The sequence below is a fragment of the Micromonospora tarensis genome (assembly GCF_016803395.1).
In the GTDB taxonomy this organism is placed as follows: Bacteria; Actinomycetota; Actinomycetes; order Mycobacteriales; family Micromonosporaceae; genus Micromonospora; species Micromonospora tarensis.
Genome location: NZ_JAEVHL010000121.1, coordinates 1 through 19041 on the forward strand (window position 1 = coordinate 1; position 19041 = coordinate 19041).

12 protein-coding genes and 5 pseudogenes are annotated in these 19041 nt (G+C 72.4%); 11 read left to right on the forward strand and 6 right to left on the reverse strand.

Features of this window, described 5'->3' with window-relative positions; translation table 11 throughout:
• Both JM949_RS21480 and JM949_RS21485 read left to right on the forward strand, forming a co-directional pair.
• Positions 1-1035: pseudogene (locus JM949_RS21480) on the forward strand (chromosome segregation protein SMC); the annotation flags it as partial.
• Positions 1035-1655 (forward strand): HAD family hydrolase, encoded by a 621-nt coding sequence (locus tag JM949_RS21485; protein ID WP_203150177.1) that lies wholly within the window; start codon positions 1035-1037, stop codon positions 1653-1655. The pseudogene JM949_RS21480 and the gene JM949_RS21485, both read left to right, overlap by 1 nt.
• Before the next feature lie 7 nt (positions 1656-1662).
• On the opposite strand, the pseudogene JM949_RS21490 reads toward JM949_RS21485, so the two are convergent.
• The 5 genes and pseudogenes from JM949_RS21490 to JM949_RS21510 form a co-directional block, all read right to left on the reverse strand.
• A pseudogene (locus tag JM949_RS21490) lies at positions 1663-2183 on the reverse strand (DinB family protein).
• A gap of 44 nt (positions 2184-2227) precedes the next feature.
• Positions 2228-2722: a universal stress protein gene (locus tag JM949_RS21495; RefSeq protein ID WP_238433619.1), complete on the reverse strand. Its 495-nt coding sequence runs from the start codon at positions 2720-2722 to the stop codon at positions 2228-2230.
• Positions 2723-2731: 9 nt separating this feature from the next.
• On the reverse strand, positions 2732-4351 hold the full coding sequence (locus JM949_RS21500) for an MDR family MFS transporter (RefSeq protein WP_203150179.1): 1620 nt from the start codon (positions 4349-4351) through the stop codon (positions 2732-2734).
• Between the two features lie 147 nt (positions 4352-4498).
• A complete protein-coding gene (locus JM949_RS21505) occupies positions 4499-4939 on the reverse strand; it encodes a MarR family winged helix-turn-helix transcriptional regulator (protein ID WP_309232261.1) in 441 nt (146 codons plus the stop codon).
• Positions 4940-4949: 10 nt separating this feature from the next.
• Positions 4950-6676, reverse strand: a pseudogene (locus tag JM949_RS21510) (alkaline phosphatase D family protein).
• 193 nt (positions 6677-6869) lie between these two features.
• Between JM949_RS21510 and ftsY the strand changes: the two are divergent.
• From ftsY to JM949_RS21555, 9 genes and pseudogenes are all read left to right on the forward strand, one after another.
• The gene (gene ftsY, locus JM949_RS21515) at positions 6870-8051 is read left to right on the forward strand and encodes a signal recognition particle-docking protein FtsY (RefSeq protein WP_203150180.1); all 1182 of its coding nucleotides are present in this window, start codon (positions 6870-6872) and stop codon (positions 8049-8051) included.
• A 6-nt stretch (positions 8052-8057) separates the two neighbouring features.
• Complete coding sequence (locus JM949_RS21520) at positions 8058-8921, forward strand: phosphotransferase (protein ID WP_203150181.1); 864 nt, start codon at positions 8058-8060, stop codon at positions 8919-8921.
• 275 nt (positions 8922-9196) lie between these two features.
• Positions 9197-10612 (forward strand): ammonium transporter, encoded by a 1416-nt coding sequence (locus JM949_RS21525; RefSeq protein WP_203150182.1) that lies wholly within the window; start codon positions 9197-9199, stop codon positions 10610-10612.
• A gap of 25 nt (positions 10613-10637) precedes the next feature.
• Complete coding sequence (locus JM949_RS21530) at positions 10638-10976, forward strand: P-II family nitrogen regulator (protein ID WP_172862163.1); 339 nt, start codon at positions 10638-10640, stop codon at positions 10974-10976.
• Positions 10977-10993: 17 nt separating this feature from the next.
• A pseudogene (locus JM949_RS21535) lies at positions 10994-13269 on the forward strand ([protein-PII] uridylyltransferase).
• 345 nt (positions 13270-13614) lie between these two features.
• Complete coding sequence (locus tag JM949_RS21540; protein ID WP_203150183.1) at positions 13615-14778, forward strand: sensor histidine kinase; 1164 nt, start codon at positions 13615-13617, stop codon at positions 14776-14778.
• Positions 14775-15431 (forward strand): response regulator transcription factor, encoded by a 657-nt coding sequence (locus JM949_RS21545; RefSeq protein ID WP_203150184.1) that lies wholly within the window; start codon positions 14775-14777, stop codon positions 15429-15431. The genes JM949_RS21540 and JM949_RS21545 overlap by 4 nt, the downstream gene beginning before the upstream one ends.
• Positions 15432-15545: 114 nt before the next feature.
• Entirely contained in the window at positions 15546-17120 is a 1575-nt protein-coding gene (ffh, locus tag JM949_RS21550) for a signal recognition particle protein (RefSeq protein WP_203150185.1), read from the forward strand.
• 46 nt (positions 17121-17166) lie between these two features.
• Positions 17167-18245, forward strand: a pseudogene (locus tag JM949_RS21555) (amidohydrolase family protein).
• Between the two features lie 182 nt (positions 18246-18427).
• On the opposite strand, the gene JM949_RS21560 reads toward JM949_RS21555, so the two are convergent.
• Positions 18428-19030: a TetR family transcriptional regulator gene (locus JM949_RS21560; RefSeq protein WP_203150186.1), complete on the reverse strand. Its 603-nt coding sequence runs from the start codon at positions 19028-19030 to the stop codon at positions 18428-18430.
• Positions 19031-19041: the final 11 nt, after the last annotated feature.

The following is a 19041-nucleotide window of genomic DNA, read 5'->3' on the forward strand; positions in this document are numbered from 1 at the left end:
ACCCGGCTGACCGCCTCGATCGCGACGGCCGAGGAGCACCGCGACGCGGTCGCCCGGGAACGCGCCGCGCGCGAGGCGGAGCTTCAGGAGGTCCGCGGGGCAGCCAAGCGGCTCGGCGCGGAGCTGGAGCGGCTGACCAGCCAGGTGCACCGCGACGAGGTCGCCCGGGCGGAGCAACGGCTGCGGATCGAGCAGTTGGAGGCCAAGGCCGCCGAGGACTTCGGCCTGGACGTGGCGGCGCTGGTCGCCGAGTACGGCCCCGAACAGCCCGTTCCGCCGACCCCTGTCGACGTCGCGGCGGCCGAACGCGACGGTCTGCCGGTGCCCGAGCCGGTGCGCTACGAACGGCCGGTGCAGGAGAAGCGGGCCGCGAAGGCGGAACGCGAGCTGGCCCTGCTCGGCAAGGTCAACCCGCTGGCGTTGGAGGAGTTCGCCGCGCTGGAGGAGCGGTACAAGTTCCTCTCCGAGCAGTTGGAGGACCTCAAGGCCACCCGGCGGGACCTGCTCACCGTGGTCAAGGACGTCGACGAGCGGATCCTGGAGGTCTTCGCCAGCGCCTTCGAGGACACCGCGCGGGAGTTCGAGCAGGTGTTCACAGTGCTCTTCCCCGGTGGCGAGGGCCGGCTGATCCTGACCGAACCGGAAGACCTGCTCACCACCGGCGTGGAGGTCGAGGCCCGCCCACCGGGCAAGAAGATCAAGCGGCTGTCGCTGCTCTCCGGCGGGGAGCGGTCGCTGACCGCGGTGGCCATGCTGGTGGCGATCTTCCGCGCCCGACCCAGCCCGTTCTACATCATGGACGAGGTGGAGGCGGCCCTGGACGACGTCAACCTGGGCCGGCTGATCACGCTGCTGGCACAGTTGCGGGAGAAGAGCCAGCTGATCGTCATCACGCACCAGAAGCGGACGATGGAGATCGCCGACGCGCTCTACGGCGTGACCATGCGCAGCGGGGTCACCCAGGTGATCAGCCAACGGCTCAACCGGGCCGACGAGGACGACCAGCGGCACGGCCGCGGCGAGGAGAACGGGTAGTGGCTCGGGAACGCGCGACGGCGCTCCTGCTGGATCTGGACGGCGTGGTGCGCCGGTTCGACCCGGCGGTGGCCGCCGGGGTGGAGCGGGAGTACGGCCTCGACGAGGGGGTGCTCACCGAGATCGCCATGCAGTGGGGTCGACTCCGGCCGGTGCTCACCGGCCAGGTCACCCACGCCGAGTGGGTGAGCAGCGTGGCCGACGCGCTGGCCGAGCCGGCCGGCGGCCCGGACCGGGCCCGGGCCGCGGTCGAGCAGTGGCAGCGCTACCGGGGTGAGGTGGACAACGAGGTGCTCGACCTCGTCCGGGAGGTACGCGCCGGCGGGGTCACTGTCGGTCTGGGCACCAACGCCACCGACCTGCTCGACGCCGACCTGGCCGCCCTCGGCCTGGTCGGGGAGTTCGACGTGGTGGTCAACTCGTCGACGCTCGGGGTGCACAAGCCCGCGCCGGAATACTTCCAGGCCGCCTGCGCGGCCCTGGCCACCCCGCCGGCCCGGGTCCTCTTCGTCGACGACGAGGACTGGGCCGTACGGGGTGCCCGGGCTGCCGGGCTGTCGGCACACCGCTGGGGCGGCCACGCCGACCTGCGCTACCTGCGGGCGGCCCTGGACTACTGAGCGCGGGTCACTCGCCGGTGACGCCGTCGATGCGTTCCCGGATCAGGTCGGCGTGGCCGTTGTGCCGGGCGTACTCCTCGATCATGTGTACGTACACCCAGCGCAGGTTGAAGGTGCGCTTCTTCGCGCCGACCTCGACGAACGTCTCGTCGAGCGAGTGACCGGCGGCGGCCTCGCGGGCCAGCGCACCTCGCGGTGGAAGATGGCGAAGTCCGCCTCGGCGTCGGCGGCGCTGACGTCGTGGTCGGCGTCCGGCGTCTCCGGGGTGAAGTACGGGTAGTCGACCCGCTGGCCGGCGAAGTTCTCCCGGAACCACCAGGCCTCCACCTCCGCCAGGTGCCGTACCAGGCCGAGCAGGGTCAGCCCGGACGGCTCGACACTCGGCGTGCGCAACTGCTCCTCGGTCAGCCCGGCGCACTTGAGCAGCAGGGTCTGCCGGTGGTAGTCGAGCCAGCCGTCGAGCATCGTGCGCTCGTCGCCGACGTACGGTTCGGGGGTCCGGACGATCTCCGGTGCGATCCAGGTCATGCCGCGCATCCTGCCCGGCACCTCGGACATGGCGCGACGGGTTATCAGGGCACCACGACGACGGGCCAGCGGCCGGTGCGGACCAGGCGGGTGGCGACCGAGCCGACCAGCCGGTGGCCGGCCTGCTCGGAGGCGCCCACCACGAGCATGTCGGCCCGGAACTCGTCGGCCGCCGCGCACAACTCGCCGTACGCGTCGCCGCGCCGAACCAGCAGGGTGACCGGCATACCCCACTGGTCGGCCGCACGTCGGCACTCCCGGCGCAGTTCGTCGGCCAACTCGTCGTGGGTGCGCTGCACCGCGCCGGCGTCCATCCCGGGCACCAGGGCGGTCAGCCCGCTCGCCGAGCTGACGAAGACCACCACCAGGGCGGCGCCCTGCCGGCGGGCCAGGCCCGCCGCGTAGGAGCCGGCCCGCTCGGAGGTGCGGGTGCCGTCGACGCCGACCATGATCACCCGAGGACCGTCAGTGCCGCGCTCGAACGGCAACGGCCGGGTCCGGGGGCCGTACTCCTCGCGGTCCGGTGCTCCCACGCCCATGGTCCTACCTCACCTCTGCTCGCCGGTGCGGAGCACCGCTGCGCCAGCGCCGGCAGCGATTGTCGATTCCCGCTCGACCTGCGCGGAAACCGGGCCGCTGTTGTGCTGCCGCAGCGGCACCTCCTTGATGAAGATCACCGCGATCAGCGCGATCAGCGCGAACGGGGTGGCGGCCAGGAAGATGTCGCCGGCACCGTGGCCGTACGCGCTCTCCACCACCGCCCGCAGCGGACCCGGCAGGGTGTGCACGTCGGGCAGGGTGCCGCCGCTGCCGGAGCTGGACGCGGGGATGCCGAGCTGGGCCAGCCCGTCGGCGGTGTAGTCCTTCACCTTGTGGGCCAGCACCGCTCCGAGGGCGGAGACGCCGATCGCGCCGCCGAGGCTGCGGAAGAACGCCACCACCGAGCTGGCCGCGCCGAGTTCGTGCGGGCCGACGGTGTTCTGCACGGCGAGGACCAGGTTCTGCATGGTCATGCCCAGGCCGACGCCGATCAGCGCCATGTAGACGCTGAGCAGTGTGAAGTTGGTGTCCGCGCGGAGCGTGCCCATCAGGGCGAAGCCGACGGTGAGCAGCGCCGAGCCGATCACCAGGTACCGCTTCCAGCGGCCGGTCTTGGTGATGACCCGCCCGATCACCGTGGAGGCGACCAGCAGGCCGAGGATCATCGGCAGAGTCATCAGACCGGACATGGTCGGGCTCTGGCCACGGCTGATCTGGAAGTACTGGCCGAGGAAGATCGACGCGCCGAACATGCCCACACCGACAGCGATGCTCGCGACGACGGCGAGGGTGATGGTGCGGTTGCGGAACAGCCGTGGCGGGATCATCGGCTCGGCGGCCCGGGTCTCCACCCGGATCGCCAGCGCGCCGAGGACCAGGGCGCCGACCACCATGGCGGCCGTCTGCCAGGAGGCCCAGGCGAACTGGTCGCCGGCGAGCGAGACCCAGATCAGCAGCACCGAGACGGCGGCGGTGATCAGGGTGGCGCCCCACCAGTCGATCTGCGCCTTCCGCTTGACCACCGGCAGGTGCAGGGTCTTCTGCAGCACGATCAGCGCGATGATGGCGAACGGCACGCCGACGTAGAAGCACCAGCGCCAGCCGAGCCAGGAGGTGTCCACGATCACGCCGCCGATCAGCGGACCGCCGATGGTGCCGACGGCCATCACCGCCCCGAGGTAGCCGCTGTAGCGGCCCCGCTCGCGCGGCGTGATCATCGTGGCCATGATCACCTGGGCCAGTGCGGTGAGGCCGCCGGCGCCGATGCCCTGCAGCACCCGGCAGGCGATCAGCTCACCGGTGCCCTGGGCGAGGCCGGCCAGCACGGAGCCCAGCACGTAGATCCCCAGGGCGAGCTGGACCAGTGTCTTCTTGCTGGTCAGGTCGGCAAGTTTGCCCCAGATGGGGGTGGTCGCGGTGGTCGCGAGCAGGGCCGAGGTCACCACCCAGGTGTACGCGGACTGGCCGCCGTGCAGTTCGGTGATGATCCGCGGCAGCGCGTTCGAGATGACCGTGGAAGAGAGGATCGCGACGAACAGGCCCAACAACAGGCCGGAGAGCGCTTCCAGAATCTGCCGGTGGGTCATGTCGACGGCGGCCGCCCGGGTGGGCACTGTGGCCTGGCTCATCGTGTGTTGCCTCCGAGTGGAGTCGCTGTGGAACGGCGGCGGGCTGACGCGCACGGGCCGCCTGAGAGTTGCCTGAGGCAACCGTAAGCCTTGGTTGCCTGAAGCAACAACTTGTCGACCGGGTGCGGTATTCCCCGCCTCGGCCGATCACATCCAGGAGTCGTTGAACCGGCCGAGCAGCCGGGCGAACTCCTCGACGTCCCGGTCCGGCCAGCCGTCCAGGGCGCGGAGGAACTCACCCAACCGGGCCGCGCGGGCGACGTCGAACCGGCGCTGCCCCTCCTCGGTCAGGCTGATCTGGGCAGCCCGCCGATCAGTCGGGTCGGGGTCGCGGTGGACCAGGCCGAGGACCTCCAGCGCGTTGATCTGCCGGCTCAGCGTCCCCTTGCCCACGCCGAGCCGCGCCGCCAACTCGGTCAACCGGATCGACCCGCTGCGCCGTAACCAGAGCAACAACCCGTAGGTGTTCGGCTCGAGGTTCGGGTGCACCTCCCGGGCGATCTCCCAGGAAACCGCCCGGCCACGACGCAGTAGAGCGGTCAACTCGTGCTCGACCGCCCGGATCGGCTCCGGCAGGTGCTCGTCCACGGCGTAGAGACTACGGCGCGGTCGGCCCGCCGCCGGCGGAGAGTCGGCGTCGCATCACCGGGCGTAGGTGCCCGTCCTTCGTGGTGCCCTCGATGAGCACGTCGGCCCCGCGCCCCCGATGGGTCAGGGTGGCGACCGCGTTGCCGAAGTAGGGGCCGGCCAGCTTGCGCCAGCGCACCCCCGGCCGGCGTACGCCCGCCGAGCGGGCCAGCGCGCGGGTGGCCCCGGCCGGACCCGCCGACCAGCCCAACCGCATCAACGGGCGGATGCCGGCCGGCACCTGGTTGTGGATCGGTGAGCAGGTGAGCTGGTGCACGGGCGTGACCACCGCCGATCGGCGAACCGGGCCCGCGCCACGTACGAGTGGTGCACGTCCCCGGAGAGCACGCTGATCGACGCCGGGGGGGCGTACGCCGGGCCGGCGCCGACCCGTGCGCCGGACTGCCGGGGGGTGCCGGTGCCGATCCGGGCGAACGTCTCCGCGAGCGCCTCGAAGGAACGCCGGAACGCCGCCCAGTGCTCCAGATCCAGGGCGCGGCGCAGCTTCTCCGCCCCGCGCGCCACAAACGGCCGGCGGGAGTCCGCCAGCTTCTCGTTCCACGCCTCGATGTGATGAATGCCCTGCGGCAGCAGCCAGGGCAGCGAGGCCCCCACCACCAGGTGGTCGTAGACCCCGTGGGCCTGGTCGAGGAACCAGGACCACTCACCGGGCGGCAGCATCGCCCGGTTGCCCGACTCGAGCACCCGGCTGCACCTGTTGTCCAGCATGACCAGTCGGGTCCGGCCCAGGTCCAGCGCGTAACTCCACTGATACTGCACAGTGCGCCAGCGCTCGGTGTCGTGCGCCAGATCGGACTCCTGGTCGACCCGGTGCCCGAACTCGCGCAGCACCCCGGTGGCATCCTCGGCGGCGACGACCTTCGCGAAGACCGGGTCGGCGGCGATCTCGTCCGGGGCGAGGTTGCCCAGGTGCTGGTAGACCCAGTACGAGGCGAGCCCACTGCCGATCCGCTCCGGCCACCAGGGCTGCTCGCGCATCTCGGCGCGCCATTTCGCCGAGGTGTTCCAGTCGTCGATGATCTCGTGATCGTCGAAGATCATCACGCTCGGCACGGTGGAGAGCAGCCAGCGGATCTCCGGATCACGCCAGGACTCCAGGTAGAGCTTGGTGTACTCGTCGAAGCTCACCACCTGGTCGGCCGGGGCGCCCTTCGGCCGCCGCCGCCGTCGCCGCAGCAGCCGACGCACGGTGGGCGAGGTGACGTCGGCGTAGACCTGGTCACCGAGCAGCACCAGCAGGTCCGGCAGCGGGTTCGACTCCGGATCGGCCATCAACCGCCGGGCGTACGCGTCCAGCGCGTCCGGCGGGAGCTTGCGGGTGGTGGCGTGCTGGGTGGTCTCCCGGCAGGAGCCGAAGATCAAACTCACCGGCTGGTCCCGGTCGTCGGCCGCCCGGGTGCGGATCACGCTCGGCGGGAAGCCGCTGCTCGGCACGGGCCAGACCAGCTCGTCGTCGACAAGTACCTCGTAGCTGGTCTCGCTGTCCGGGCTGAGCCCCTCCACCACCACCAGGGCGTAGTGGTGGTCGTACGCCGAGAAGGTCGGCGCGGTGCCGGTGGCGCCACCGGCGGTGCGCACGGTGACCACGGCGGGTGCGGCGGTCTCCACCCAGATGGTGGCCCGGGTGTCCACGACTCGCCGCAGGAGTGGGCCGATGAGGAGGTGTGCGGCGGACATGGCGCGAGCCTACCGCCGGTTTCCGGGCACCTGCGGGGTGCGGGGCTGAGACCCCGGGCACCGCATCGGGCGCGGTGGCTGGGACCCCGAGCACCGCATCGGGCGCGGTGGCTGGGACCCCGAGCACCGCATCGGGCACCGCATCGGGTGCGGTGGCTGGGACGCCGTCGCCCGCATCTGACAGGATTCCGGCATGGCCGAATATCTCGTCCTCGCTCTGGTGCTGCTCGGTGTGCTGATCGTCGGCACAGTGGGGCTGGTCGTTCCGCGTCTGCGGCGGCGGCCCGAGCCCCCACTACCGCGCACCGAGGTCGACACCAGAGCCGAGGAGGATCTCGCCGGCCCGCCGGTCGAGGCACCGGAGTCCGATCTGTCCACCGGCGTCCTGGTCGAGCCGCCGCCGGTGATCGAGGCACCCGTGGAGGTGCCCGAGCCGACCGCGGGGCGACTGGTCCGACTCCGTTCGCGGCTGTCCCGCTCGCAGAACGTCTTCGGCAAGGGGCTGCTCGGCCTGCTCGCCCGCGACCACCTCGACGAGGACGTCTGGGAGGAGATCGAGGACAGCCTGATCACCGCCGACGTCGGCGTCGACGCCACCCGCGACATCGTCGACCGGCTCCGCGAGCGCACCCGGGTGCTCGGCACCCGCTCCGCCGCCGAGTTGCGGGCGCTGCTCGCCGCCGAGCTGGTCAACGCGCTCGACCCGAGCCTGGACCGCTCGTTGCGGACCGCCCCGAAGGACGGCGTACCCGCCGTGATCCTGGTCGTCGGGGTCAACGGCGCCGGCAAGACCACCACCTGCGGCAAGATCGCCCGGGTGCTGGTGGCCGACGGCCGCAGCGTGCTGCTCGGCGCCGCGGACACCTTCCGGGCCGCCGCCGCCGACCAGCTGGAGACCTGGGGCTCCCGGGTCGGCGCGGAGACCGTCCGGGGCCCCGAGGCCGCCGACCCGGCCAGCGTCGCCTTCGACGCGGTGAAGCGTGGCATCGACACCGGCGTGGACACCGTGCTCATCGACACCGCCGGTCGACTGCAGAACAAGGTCGGCCTGATGGACGAGCTGGGCAAGGTCAAGCGGGTGGTGGAGAAGCAGGGCCCGATCGACGAAACGCTGCTCATCCTGGACGCCACGACCGGGCAGAACGGGCTGGAACAGGCCCGGGTCTTCACCGAGGTGGTCAACGTGACGGGCGTGGCGCTGACCAAGCTCGACGGCACCGCCAAGGGTGGCATCGTGATCGCCGTGCAGCGCAAGCTCGGCATCCCCGTGAAGCTGGTCGGCCTCGGCGAAGGCAAGGACGACCTGGCCCCGTTCGACCCGGCGCAGTTCGTTGACGCGTTGCTGGGGACCGAGGCCACCGGACGGGACGCGTAGTCTCGGGTGACCACTGACGATCGCGCGTACGCGGGCTGGCGCGAGCCCGGCCACCCCTCGCAGCGCCTCGGGAGACCGTACGTGACTTCGCAGGAGATTCCGCTGCACGGCGGCAACGTGAGCACCGTTGTCCGGGTGGGTGACACCGTGCGCCGCAACGCCGGGCCGTGGACCCCGTCCGTGCACGCCCTGCTGCGACACCTGGAGTACGTGGGTTTCACCGGAGCGCCCCGCGCCCTCGGGATGGACGAGCGCAACCGCGAGGTGCTGTCGTACCTGGAGGGGGAGTGCGGGGAATATCCGCTCGCCCCGCACTGGGTCACCGACGAGGCGCTGGTCACCGTCGCCACCATGCTGCGGATGTTCCACGACGCGCAGTACGGCTTCACCCCGCCGGCGGCGGCGGTCTGGCGCTCGTTCGGGCCGCCACCACCGGACACCGAGGTGATCTGCCACCACGACGCCGCCCCGCACAACGTGATCTGGCGTCCGGACGGCACCCTCGGGCTGATCGACTTCGACCTCGCCTCGCCCGGTGCGCGGATCTACGACGTGGCGTACGCCGCCTGGACCTGGGTGCCGATCTTCGCGGACCGGGACTCGATCACGCTCGGCTGGAAGCATCCGGACCGCCCGCGCCGGCTCCGGCTCTTCGCCGACGCGTACGGGCTGATCCCCCGGGACCGGCACCGGCTGATCCGGACCATCCGCAAACGGATCGTGGACCACGTCGAGGGGATCCGCCGGATGGCCGCCGCCGGCGAACCGGCGTTCGTCCGGATCGTGCACAAGGGCCACCTGCGCCGACCGATGCGCGATCTTCGGCTGCTCGACTACGAGCGGCACGCCCTGGAGAACGCCCTCCGCTGAGCGCGGATCGGTCGGTGTCCGGCCGATCCGCCACCCGGATCGGTCGATGGTTCTGACCGGTCGGCCGTCGGCGCCCGCCACCCGACCGATCCACCATCGTCCATGCCGCTGAGTGTGCGGAGTTCGTGACACGTACGAAACAACCCGTCACGAATCGGAAACCCGCCCGGGACCCTTGGTGAAACAGCCGGCCGCGAAGCTTCCGCGCAACCGGCCTACGGGCGACGCTGCCCCGGAAAGCCGCGAAGGAGGACTTCACCCTTTAGGAGGCCAGCGTGCCTGAAGCACCGACGATCGACGGCGCCAATACCACGTGGCTGCTGGTTTCGACCGCGCTCGTGCTGCTCATGACCCCCGGACTGGCGCTGTTCTACGGCGGCCTCAACCGGGCCAAGGGCGTACTCAACATGATGATGATGAGCTTCTCCGCCATCGGGCTCATCTCTGTGCTGTGGTGGTTCTACGGTTTCAGCGTCGCCTTCGGGGCCGACGTGAACGGCTTCTGGGGTGACCCGGGCGCGTACCTCGGCACCAAGACCTTCCTCGCCGAGACCGACCTGTGGGGCGCCACGGCGGAGAACCCCAGCGGCATCGGCGTCCCGCTCTACGTCTTCATGGCCTTCCAGATGGTCTTCGCGGTGATCACGGTCGCGCTGATCAGCGGTGCGATCGCCGACCGGGCCAAGTTCGCCGGCTGGCTGCTGTTCGCCTTCGGCTGGGCCACCCTGGTGTACTTCCCGGTGGCGCACTGGGTGTGGGGCGGCGGGATCATCGGCGCCGACATCCACGCGCTGGACTTCGCCGGTGGCACCGCGGTGCACATCAACGCCGGTGCGGCGGCCCTGGCTGTGGCTCTGGTGCTGGGCAAGCGGCTCGGTTGGCCGCGGGAGGGCATGAAGCCGCACAACATCCCGTTGGTGGCGCTCGGCGCGGGCCTGCTGTGGTTCGGCTGGTTCGGGTTCAACGCCGGCTCGGAGCTGACCGTCGACTCGGTCGCCGGTCTCGCCTTCATCAACACCCAGCTCGCCACGGCGGCGGCGGTGCTCGGCTGGATCGCGGTCGAGTGGGTCAAGACCCGCAAGCCGACGATGGTCGGCGCCTCGTCCGGTGCCGTCGCCGGTCTGGTCGCCATCACGCCCGCCTGTGGCTTCATCGCCCCGTGGGCGGCCGTCCTGCTCGGCGTCGTCGCCGGTGCCGTCTGCGCACTCGCCGTGAGCCTCAAGTACAAGCTCGGCTACGACGACTCGCTCGACGTGGTCGGCGTGCACTTCGTCGGTGGCTGGATCGGCTCGCTCTGGCTCGGTCTGTTCGCCACCAACTCGGTCAACGGCGCGATCACCGACGTGGTGGGCGCCTCGGACGGCCTCTTCTACGGCGGCGGCGCCACCCAGCTCGGGCGGCAGGCTCTCGCCGGCCTGATCGTCACCGTCTGGTCGTTCGGCATCGCCTGGGTGCTCGCCTTCGGCATCGAGAAGACGATCGGCTTCCGGGTCCGGGGTGAGGCGGAGGTCGAGGGCATCGACATCGCCGAGCACGCCGAGAGCAGCTACGACCTGTCCCCGGCCGGTGGCGGCACGGGCAGCGCGTTCGCGATGGCCGGCATCGGCACCCCCGGTGGCGGCGCGACGAGTGGTGGTGCCAAGCCGGAGGCGGAGCCCGCCGAGCCGGTCAGCGAGAAGGTCGCCGGTTAACGTTCCTGGAATGGAGGGGTTGGACATGAAGCTGGTGACCGCAGTCATCAAGCCATACCAACTGGACGCGGTGAAGGAGGCCCTGCACGCCCTCGGGGTGGCCGGGTTGACCGTCAGCGAGGTGCAGGGGTACGGACGGCAGAAGGGGCACACCGAGGTCTACCGGGGTGCCGAGTACACGGTCGAGTTCCTGCCCAAGATTCGGGTCGAGGTGCTCACCGACGAGATCGACGTGGACAAGGTGGTGGACGCCATCGTCGGGGCGGCCCGCACGGGCAAGATCGGGGACGGCAAGGTCTGGGTCACCGGTGTCGAAGAGGTCGTCCGGGTGCGTACCGGCGAACGCGGCCTCGACGCACTCTGACCCGGGCCACTACCGACATGACCTCGTTGATCAAGAAGAACGCGTCAGGGCACGCCGATGACGGCGGCGCGAACCTCTTGATCAACGAGGTCGCCGGCGTGCCCGGGGGGATCGGGGAGGCGGCTCGACTCGGGCGGGCGGGGGCGTACGACAGCTTTCTGCGCGGGTTGTCGCCGGCGCGGGAGGGGGTGGCACTGCTGGCGGTCGGGGGGTTGGGCCGGCGGCAGTGCGCCCCGTACAGCGACCTCGACCTGGTGTTGGTGCACGCCGGGGTGCCCGGCACTGACGAGTTGGCCGCGTCGCTGTGGTATCCGATCTGGGACGCGGGCCTGCGGCTCGACCACTCGGTACGCACCGTCGCCGAGGCGCTCTCGGTCGCCCAGGACGACGTCAAGGTCGCCCTCGGGCTGCTCGACGCCCGGCTGGTCGTGGGCGATGCGGCCCTGGCCGACGCGCTGATCCGCACCGCCGCCGACCACTGGCGGCGCACCGCCGTACGGCACCTGCCCGGGCTGCGGGAGATCACCGCGCGCCGCTGGGAGGCCCACGGCGAGCTGGCGTTCCTGCTGGAGGGTGACCTCAAGGAGGCCGCCGGTGGGCTGCGTGACGTGGGGCTGCTGCGGGCGATCGCCACCGCCGGGATCACCGACGCGCTGCGCCCCGCCGTGTACGCCGCCCACCTGCGCCTGCTGGACACCCGGGACGCCCTGCACCAGCAGGTCGGCCGCCGGGTCGACCGGTTGGTCGCCCAGGAGCGCGACGGCGTGGGCAGACTGCTCGGTCTCGACGACGGCGACGCCCTGCTGCGCCGGGTCGCCGGTGACGCCCGCACCGTCTCGCACGCCCTGGACGACGCGTTCCGCGCCGCCGACCGGCTGCGCTCCGGTCGGTCCCGAGGCGGCAACGGTCGCCCGGTGCGCCGCCCGGTGGCCCGGGACGTGGTCGAGCACGACGGCGAACTCGTGCTGGCCCGCACGGCGATCGGGGCACGCCCCGATCCGAGCCTCTCGCTGCGGGTGGCCGCCGCGTCGGCCACCACCCGACTCCCCATCGCCCGGGCCACCTGCGAGTGGCTGGCCGCGTACTGCCCCCCGCTGCCCGCGCCCTGGCCGGCCGAGGCCCGGGCCGCGCTGACCACCCTGCTCGGCGCCGGTCCCGGCCTGGTGCCGGCCTGGGAGACGTGCGATCGGTACGGACTGATCGACGACTGGCTGCCCGAGTGGACCCGGCTGCGCAGCCTGCCCCAGCACAACCCGGTGCACCGCTTCACCCTCGACCGGCACCTGGTGCAGACCGCGCACGAGGCCAGCCAGCACACCCGCGAGGTGGAGCGCCCGGACCTGCTGCTGCTCGGCGCCCTGCTGCACGACATCGGCAAGGGCCTGCCCGGCGACCACAGCACGGTCGGTGTGCCGCTGGCCGAGGCGGTGGCGACCCGGATCGGCCTGCCCGCCGCCGAGGCCGAGCTGATCGGCACGCTGGTCCGGCTCCACCTGCTGCTGCCCGACGTGGCCACCCGCCGGGACCTGACCGACCCGGTCACCATCTCCTCGGTGGCGGCGGCGGTCGGGGACACCGGCACCCTCGACCTGCTGCACGCGCTGGTCCGGGCCGACGCGGCGGCGACCGGGCCGGCGGCCTGGTCGGACTGGAAGGGCCGGCTCGTCGCCGAGCTGGTAGGCCGGGTCCGTACCGCGCTGGACACCGGCGTGCTGCCCGAACCGCCGGCGCCGGATCCGGCGCTGCTGGCCGGCCCCCTGCCGGTCGTCCACCTGACCGGGGACCGGGTGTCGGTCGCCGCGGCCGACCGGCGCGGCCTGCTCGCCACGGTGGCCGGTTGCCTGGCCCTGCACCGGCTGGAGGTGATCTCCGCGGATGCCTCGGTGGTCGATGGCCGGGCCCTGGTCGAGTGCCGGGTGCAGCCCCGCTACGGTCTCCCGCCGGATCCGGTCCCGCTCCGCGCCGACCTGCGTCGGCGGTCGGCGGCGACGTGTCGGTCACCCAGCGGCTACGTGGCCGTGCGCTCGCCGCCCGCGGCGCCGGTGCCGCGCCCCGGGTCGTCTGGCACCGTGAGGCGGCCACCGACGCGGTACTCCTGGAACTGCGGGCCGCCGACGCCGCCGGGCTGCTCTACCGGGTCGCCTGCGCGCTCGACGAGGCCGGCGCCCTGGTCCGCGCGGCCCGGATCTCCACCCTCGGCGCCGACGTGGTGGACGCCTTCTACCTGGTGGGCGGCTGGCCGGACGACGCCACCCGGGCCCGCCTGGAGGCCGCCGTCCTGGCCGCCGTCTGACCCCGGGCCGGCGTCTGACCCGTGCCGCCCGTCCGACCTGGGCCGCGGCTGGCCTGTCCCGCCAGTCTGACCTGGCCCGGCGTCTCGCCGCCGGGCGGGACATGGTGTGGCCCCGTCAGTGCTGACCGCCGCCCCGCGGGCGGCGGCCTGTCTATTGAGCGGTATGACTCACAGGTATAAATATTCCTCACAGGTATACCGCTTACGGAGGTGTCCGCCCCCCGGAGCCCTCCCCGAGGCGACGGAGGGCGGGTGGCCCGGTGCGGCTCGCTACGCCCGGGGACGTAGCCGCGGTGCCGCTTGTCGACGCACGCCGTGGCCCGATGGCGCGGGCAGAATGACGCCATGCGACGAGGTGGGCGGTGGGGATGGCCGGCGGTGGCGGCGGACGTCGCGCCCGCGGTGCTGCTGCTCGGGTTCGGGTTGCTCGCCACCCGCCTGGCCGGGGACAACCAGCCGGGGTCCCGACCGGTCGATGCCGCCTGTCGGGCGTTGATCGCGGTCGCCGCGCTCGTCCTGGCGTTGCGGCGGCGGGCTCCGCTGGTCACCCTCGCCGTGGTCACCGTGGCCACCTCGACGTACCTGCTGATCGGCTATCCGTACGGGCCGATCCTGCTCAGCTTCCTGCTCGCGGTCTACACGGTGGCGGTGCGACTGCCGGTGCGTCCGGCGGCGCTCGCCGCGGGCGGGGCGTTCGTCCTGCTGGTGGCGCACGTCTTCGTCGGTCGGGGGCCGGCGCCGGGCTGGGTCGGAGTGCTGCCCGCGTCGGCCTGGGTGGTCGTACCGTTCGCGGTGGGTGTGGTAGTGCGGGTCAGTCGTGAGGCCGCTGCCCGTACCCGGGTCGAGGAGGCCCGCGACCGTGCCGAGCAGGCTCGGCGGCAGGCCGACGAGGAGCGGCTGCGCATCGCGCAGGAGGTGCACGACGTGGTGGGGCACGGGTTGGCCGCGATCAGCATGCAGGCGGACATCGCCCTGCACCTGCTGCCGAAGCGGCCGGAACAGGCGGAGGTGGCGCTCACCGCGATCAGCCGGACCAGCCGCGAGGCGCTCGACGAGCTGCGGGTCACCCTGGGCGCGGTGCGGCGGGGTGCGGAGCGCACACCGGTACCCGGCCTGGCCCGGCTTCCGGGGCTGCGCGACCGGCTCGCCGGAGCGGGGCTGGTCGTCGAGCTGCGCGTGACCGGTGACCCCCGGGAGCTGCCGGCCCCGGTGGATCTGGCCGCGTACCGGGTGGCGCAGGAGGCGTTGACGAACGTGCTGCGGCACGCGGGGGTGGCGAGCGCCGAGGTGACAGTGGACTACCGCGCCGACGAGGTGACCGTCGAGGTCACCGACCGGGGTGTGGGCGACCGCGGCACCGGGACCGAACCGGCCGACGACGAGAGCGGGCATGGCCTGGCCGGCATGCGGGAGCGGGTCGCGGCGCTGGGCGGCCGGTTGGCGACCGGGCCGCGCGCCGGCGGCGGGTTCCGGGTGTACGCCACGCTCCCGGTGGGGCCGGCCACGTGATCCGGGTGCTGATCGCCGACGACCAGGATCTGGTCCGGCTCGGGCTGCGCGCGCTGGTGGAGAGCGAGGACGACCTGGCGCTGGCCGGCGAGGCGGCCGACGGGCTGCGGGCGGTCGAGCTGGCCCGTCAGGAACGGCCGGACGTGGTGCTGATGGACATCCGGATGCCCGGCATCGACGGCATCGAGGCGACCCGCCGGATCGTCGCCGACCCCGACCTGACCGGTACCCGGGTGGTGGTGCTCACCACCTTCGAGCTGGACGAGTACGTCTTCGAGGCGCTGCGGCACGGCGCGAGCGGGTTCCTCACCAAGGACACCAGGCCGGCGGAGCTGCTGCGGGCGATCCGGCTGGTCGCCGAGGGGGAGGCGCTGCTGTCGCCGTCGGTGACCCGTCGGGTGGTGCGGGAGTTCGCCACCCGCCCGTCCCGGGTGCTCCGTCCGCACCCACGGTTGGACACGCTGACCGACCGGGAGCGTCAGGTCGTCGGACTGGTCGGTGCGGGCCTGAACAACGAGGAGATCGCGGCACGGCTGGTGGTCAGCCCGGCAACCGCGCGAACCCACGTCAGCCGGGCGATGGGGAAGCTGGGTGCCCGGGACCGGGCCCAACTCGTCGTCTTCGCGTACCAATCGGGGTTGGTGTCGGGGTGAGGGCCGGGCCGGGCGACAGCGGGCCCTCGCGGGGGCGGCTACCCTAGCGGTGGCCGGACTCCGCAGTGCCGGCCGCGTTGTGCCCGCCGGAACACTGACAAACGGGATGTTCGCGTGTTTGACACCTTGAGTGACCGCCTGTCCGGGATCTTCACCAAGCTCCGCGGCAAGGGGCGGCTCACCGACGCCGACATCGACGCCACCGCGCGCGAGATCCGCCTCGCGCTGCTGGAGGCGGACGTCGCGCTGCCGGTGGTCAAGGGCTTCATCGCGGCCGTCAAGGAGCGGGCCCGCAGCTCCGAGGTCTCCCAGGCGCTGAACCCGGCCCAGCAGATCATCAAGATCGTCAACGAAGAGCTGATCAACGTGCTCGGCGGCGAGGGGCGGCGGCTCCAGTTCGCCAAGCAGCCGCCGACCGTGATCATGCTGGCCGGCCTCCAGGGTTCCGGTAAGACGACCCTGGCCGGCAAGCTGGCCCGCTGGCTCAAGGGCCAGGGGCACCAGCCGCTGCTGGTCGCCGCCGACCTCCAGCGCCCCAACGCCGTCGGGCAGCTCCAGGTGCTCGGTGGCCGGGCCGGCGTCGAGGTGTACGCCCCGGAGCCCGGCAACGGCACCGGTGACCCGGTCCAGGTCGCCCGCGCGTCGATCGAGCACGCGAAGCGGGCGGCCCACGACATCGTCATCGTCGACACCGCCGGCCGACTCGGTATCGACGCCGAGATGATGCAGCAGGCCGCCGACATCCGCGACGCGGTCCAGCCGGACGAGGTCATCTTCGTCATCGACGCGATGGTCGGTCAGGACGCCGTCCGCACCGCCGAGGCGTTCCGCGACGGCGTGGGCATCACCGGCGTGGTGCTCTCCAAGCTCGACGGCGACGCCCGTGGTGGTGCCGCGCTGTCGGTCCGCGAGGTCACCGGGCAGCCGATCCTGTTCGCCTCCACCGGTGAGAAGTTGGAGGACTTCGACGTCTTCCACCCCGACCGGATGGCCAGCCGGATCCTCGGCATGGGCGACGTCCTCACTCTGATCGAGCAGGCCGAACAGGCCTTCGACTCCGATCAGAAGGAGAAGATGACCGCCAAGCTGATGGGCGGCGAGCAGTTCACCCTGGACGACTTCCTCGACCAGCTCATCGCGGTGCGGCGGATGGGCCCGATCGCCAACGTGCTGGCCATGATGCCCGGCATGGGGCAGATGAAGGACCAGCTCGCCGACCTGGACGACAGCCACTTCGACCGGGTCACCGCGATCATCCGGTCGATGACCCCGGGTGAGCGGACCAACCCGAAGATCATCAACGGCTCCCGCCGGGCGCGCATCGCCAACGGCTCCGGGGTCACCGTGATGGACGTCAACCAGCTGCTCAACCGCTTCGCCGACGCGCAGAAGATGATGAAGCAGATGGGCGGCATGATGGGCCTGCCCGGCGGCGGCCGGCGCAAGGCGACCAAGTCCCCCAAGAACAAGCGAAAAAACACGAAGGGCTCGCAGCGTTCGCGGGGTGCGGGGCAGAGTGGTGCCGGTCCGCGCGTCGGTGCGGGTGGCTTCCCGGGTGGCATGCCGCAGCTCCCGCCGGGGATGGACCCGAACGACCTCGCCGGTGGCCAGGGCCTCCCGCCCGGCTTCAAGCTCCCGAAGATCGACTTCAACAAGCTCGGCAAGGGCGGCGACAAGGGCCCGCGCTGACGCCCTGCCCGCCCGCGCGGGGCAGTGATCGGGTAGGACTGTGCGCATGGCTCTTCACGTGCGCGGTGTGCTGCTCCCCGACGACGAGGTCCGCGATCTCTGGCTGGTCGGCGACCGGGTGACCTTCACCCCGGTGCCCGGTGCGGAGACCGTCGTCGACGGCGGATTCGTGCTGCCCGGGCTGGTGGACGCGCACTGTCACATCGGTATCGCCCGTGGCGGCGCGCCGATCACCTCGCTCAACCAGGCCCGGGAACTGGCCCACCTGGACCGGGACGCCGGGGTGCTGGCGATCCGCGATGCCGGCTCGCCGTACCCGTACCCCGAACTCGACGACGAGCCGGACCTGCCGCGACTGGCCCGCGCCGGCCGGCACGTCGCCCCGCCGAAGCGCTACCTACGCGGCATCGGCGTGGAGGTCGCCGCGACCGACGTCGCCGCGACGGTGGCCGCCCAGGCGAAGGCCGGCAACGGCTGGGTCAAGTTGGTCGGTGACTGGATCGACCGGGGCGTGGGTGGCCTGGCGCCGGCCTGGGACGCGGACACCCTCACCGCCGCCGTGCGGGCGGCGCACGACGCCGGGGTACGCGCCGCGGTGCACACCTTCTCCGAGTCGGCCGTCGAGATCATGGTCCGCGCCGGAGTGGACTCGGTGGAGCACGGCACGGGGCTGAGCCTCGACCTGATCGACGAGATGGCCCGCCAGGGCACCGCGCTGATCCCCACAATGATCAACATTGCCACCTTCGGCGGGATCGCCGAGCAGGCGCGGGGCAAGTTCCCCGGGTACGCCGAGCACATGCTGGCGCTGCGCGACCGTTTCCCCGAGGTGGTGCGTGCCGCGCACCAGGCGGGTGTGCCGATCTACGTGGGCACCGACGCCGGCGGCGGCATCGACCACGGGCTGGCCGCCGAGGAGATGCTGCTGCTGCACGAGCGGGCCGGCATGGCGCCGATCGATGTGCTCGCCGCGGCCTCCTGGGGCGCCCGGGAGTGGCTCGGCTTCCCCGGCCTGGTCGAGGGCGGCCTCGCCGACCTCACCGTCTATCCCGAGGACCCCCGGTCGACCTGCGCGTCGTCCGGGCCCCGTCCCGCACGATCCTGCGCGGCCGAGTCCTCCGCTGACCCCGCGAGCGCACCCGCCGGGCCGGAGGCGCTGGCCGTGCGCGCTGGGCCGAGTCGCCGCGCCGCGCCGGTTGTCCTTCAAGATCGCGCTGGAAGCAGGATGTAGTGGCTTCGGCATCGGGGGATGCCACTACCTCCAGGATCCAGCGCGATCTTGCGCCGGCGCGAGGCGCGAGGCGCGGTCAGCGGGGGACGCGGGTGGCGGCCGCGAAGAGGCGTACGGCGAGGTCGGTCAGGGCCGTCGCGGTCTGTTCGATCGGCTCCCGGGGCAGGACGATGTGGCTGACCACCAGGCGGACGACGGTGTCGGCGGCGAAGGCGAGGGCGGTCCGGTCCGCGCCGGGCAGGTGATCATCGGCCCAGTCGATCAACGCGCCGGACGCCTCGGTGAGCACCACCTCGGCGCGGGTGGTGAGGTACGGCAGCAGCTCGTCCGACCCGCCCCGGGCGCTGCTCAGGATCGCCTTGACCAGAGGGTTCTCCGCTGCGGTGGTGAGGGTGTGCGCGATGGCCGCGTGGGCGCCGGCCCGAACGTCGGAGCCGTGTGCGAGCAGCGCGCCGCGGACGTCGCCGACGAACCGGTCCACCTCGGCGCGGGCGAGCGCCTCGGCCAGCCCCGCCTTGCTGCCGAACTCGTTGTAGACGGTCTGCCGGCTCACTCCCGCCGCGGTGGCGACCCCGCCCATCCGGACCGCGTCCCAGCCGACGGCGATGGTCCGTGCGCGGGCGGCGTCCACGATCGTGTCCCGCACCCGCTGGCGCGATGAGCCCGTCGACGTAGTCATGGTGGTCGAAT